The 2,313-nt window shown below is 52.8% G+C and carries 1 rRNA gene; it reads right to left on the reverse strand.

Annotated features, from left to right (window positions below):
• A 23S ribosomal RNA gene (locus tag LM917_RS20735) occupies positions 1 to 2,296 on the reverse strand; the annotation flags it as partial.
• Positions 2,297 to 2,313 lie beyond the last annotated feature (17 nt).

Raw genomic sequence — 2,313 nt, forward strand, 5'->3', positions numbered from 1 at the left:
TAGGAGGCGACCGCCCCAGTCAAACTGCCCACCTGGCATGGTCCTTCCACCCGATAAGGGTGGCAAGTTAGAAACTCCGTACATCAAGGGTGGTATCCCACCGACAGCTCCACGAAGGCTGGCGCCCTCGCTTCAATGCTTCCCACCTATCCTGTACATGATGCACAAAGTTTCAATACCAGGCTACAGTAAAGCTCCATGGGGTCTTTCCGTCTTGTCGCGGGTAACCTGCATCTTCACAGGTATTATGATTTCACCGGGTCTCTTGCCGAGACAGCGCCCAAGTCGTTACGCCTTTCGTGCGGGTCGGAACTTACCCGACAAGGAATTTCGCTACCTTAGGACCGTTATAGTTACGGCCGCCGTTTACTGGGGCTTCGGTTCAAAGCTTCGCTTGCGCTAACTCATCCCCTTAACCTTCCAGCACCGGGCAGGCGTCAGCCCCTATACTTCGCCTTGCGGCTTCGCAGAGACCTGTGTTTTTGCTAAACAGTCGCTTGGGCCTTTTCACTGCGGCCTCCTCGGGCTATTAACCCTACCGAGGCGCCCCTTCTCCCGAAGTTACGGGGCCATTTTGCCGAGTTCCTTAGCAAGAGTTATCCCGCGCACCTTAGGATTCTCTCCTCGCCTACCTGTGTCGGTTTGCGGTACGGGCACCTTGTTTCTCGCTAGACGCTTTTCTTGGCAGTGTGAAATCAGGGACTCCGGTACTATAATTTCCCTTGCCATCACAGCTCATGCTTATCGATGTGCGGATTTGCCTACACATCACACTCACTGCTTGGACGACCATCCAATAGGTCGCTCACCCTATCCTCCTGCGTCACGCCATTGCTCAAACGAAACAGAGGTGGTACTGGAATATCAACCAGTTGTCCATCGCCTACGCCTTTCGGCCTCAGCTTAGGTCCCGACTAACCCTGGGAGGACGAGCCTTCCCCAGGAAACCTTAGGCTTTCGGTGGACAAGATTCTCACTTGTCTTTTCGCTACTTACACCGGCATTCTCACTTCCAAGCGCTCCACCGCTCCTTCCGGTACGGCTTCACTGCTGCTTGGAACGCTCCCCTACCCAGTCCGTAAGGACTGCCAAAGCTTCGGCGGTATGTTTAGCCCCGTTACATTTTCCGCGCAGAGTCACTCGACCAGTGAGCTATTACGCACTCTTTAAATGGTGGCTGCTTCTAAGCCAACATCCTGGTTGTCTGGGCAACTCCACATCGTTTCCCACTTAACATACACTTGGGGGCCTTAGCTGTTGGTCTGGGCTGTTTCCCTCTTGACAATGGATCTTAGCACTCACTGTCTGACTCCCGGACATAAGTCATTGGCATTCGGAGTTTGACTGAATTCGGTAACCCGATGAGGGCCCCTAGTCCAATCAGTGCTCTACCTCCAAGACTCTTAAATCCGAGGCTAGCCCTAAAGCTATTTCGGGGAGAACCAGCTATCTCCGAGTTCGATTGGAATTTCACCGCTAGCCACACCTCATCCCCGCACTTTTCAACGTGCGTGGGTTCGGGCCTCCAGTAGGTGTTACCCTACCTTCACCCTGGACATGGCTAGATCACACGGTTTCGGGTCTACGACAACGTACTTTCGCCCTATTCAGACTCGCTTTCGCTGCGGCTCCGTCTCTTCGACTTAACCTCGCACGCTATCGTAACTCGCCGGTTCATTCTACAAAAGGCACGCCGTCACACATTAATCGTGCTCCGACTATTTGTAAGCACACGGTTTCAGGTACTATTTCACTCCCCTCCCGGGGTGCTTTTCACCTTTCCCTCACGGTACTGGTTCACTATCGGTCGTTAGGTAGTATTTAGCCTTAGCAGATGGTCCTGCCAGATTCACACGGGATTTCACGTGTCCCGCGCTACTCGGGGTTGGTCTCGGAGGGACAGATGTTTGGGTTACGCGACTATCACGCTCTTTGGTCAGTCTTCCCAAACTGTTCACCTACATCTGTCCTTTGTAACTCCTAATGAAACGCCCCACAACCCCGTAGGATAAATCCTACGGTTTAGGCTCTTCCGCGTTCGCTCGCCGCTACTTACGGAATCACTATTGTTTTCTCTTCCTCCGGCTACTTAGATGTTTCAGTTCACCGGGTCTGCCTTCTCATCACCTATGTATTCAGTGAAGGATACCATCCCATTACAGATGGTGGGTTTCCCCATTCGGAAATCCACGGATCAAAGTGTACTTACCACTCCCCGAGGCTTATCGCAGTTCGTTGCGTCCTTCTTCGGCTCCTAACGCCAAGGCATCCACCGTGTGCCCTTATTAACTTAACCACAGTTAAAGGTTGATC

The organism is Brevibacillus daliensis, from assembly GCF_021245735.1.
GTDB classification, from domain to species: Bacteria; Bacillota; Bacilli; order Brevibacillales; family Brevibacillaceae; genus Brevibacillus_B; species Brevibacillus_B daliensis.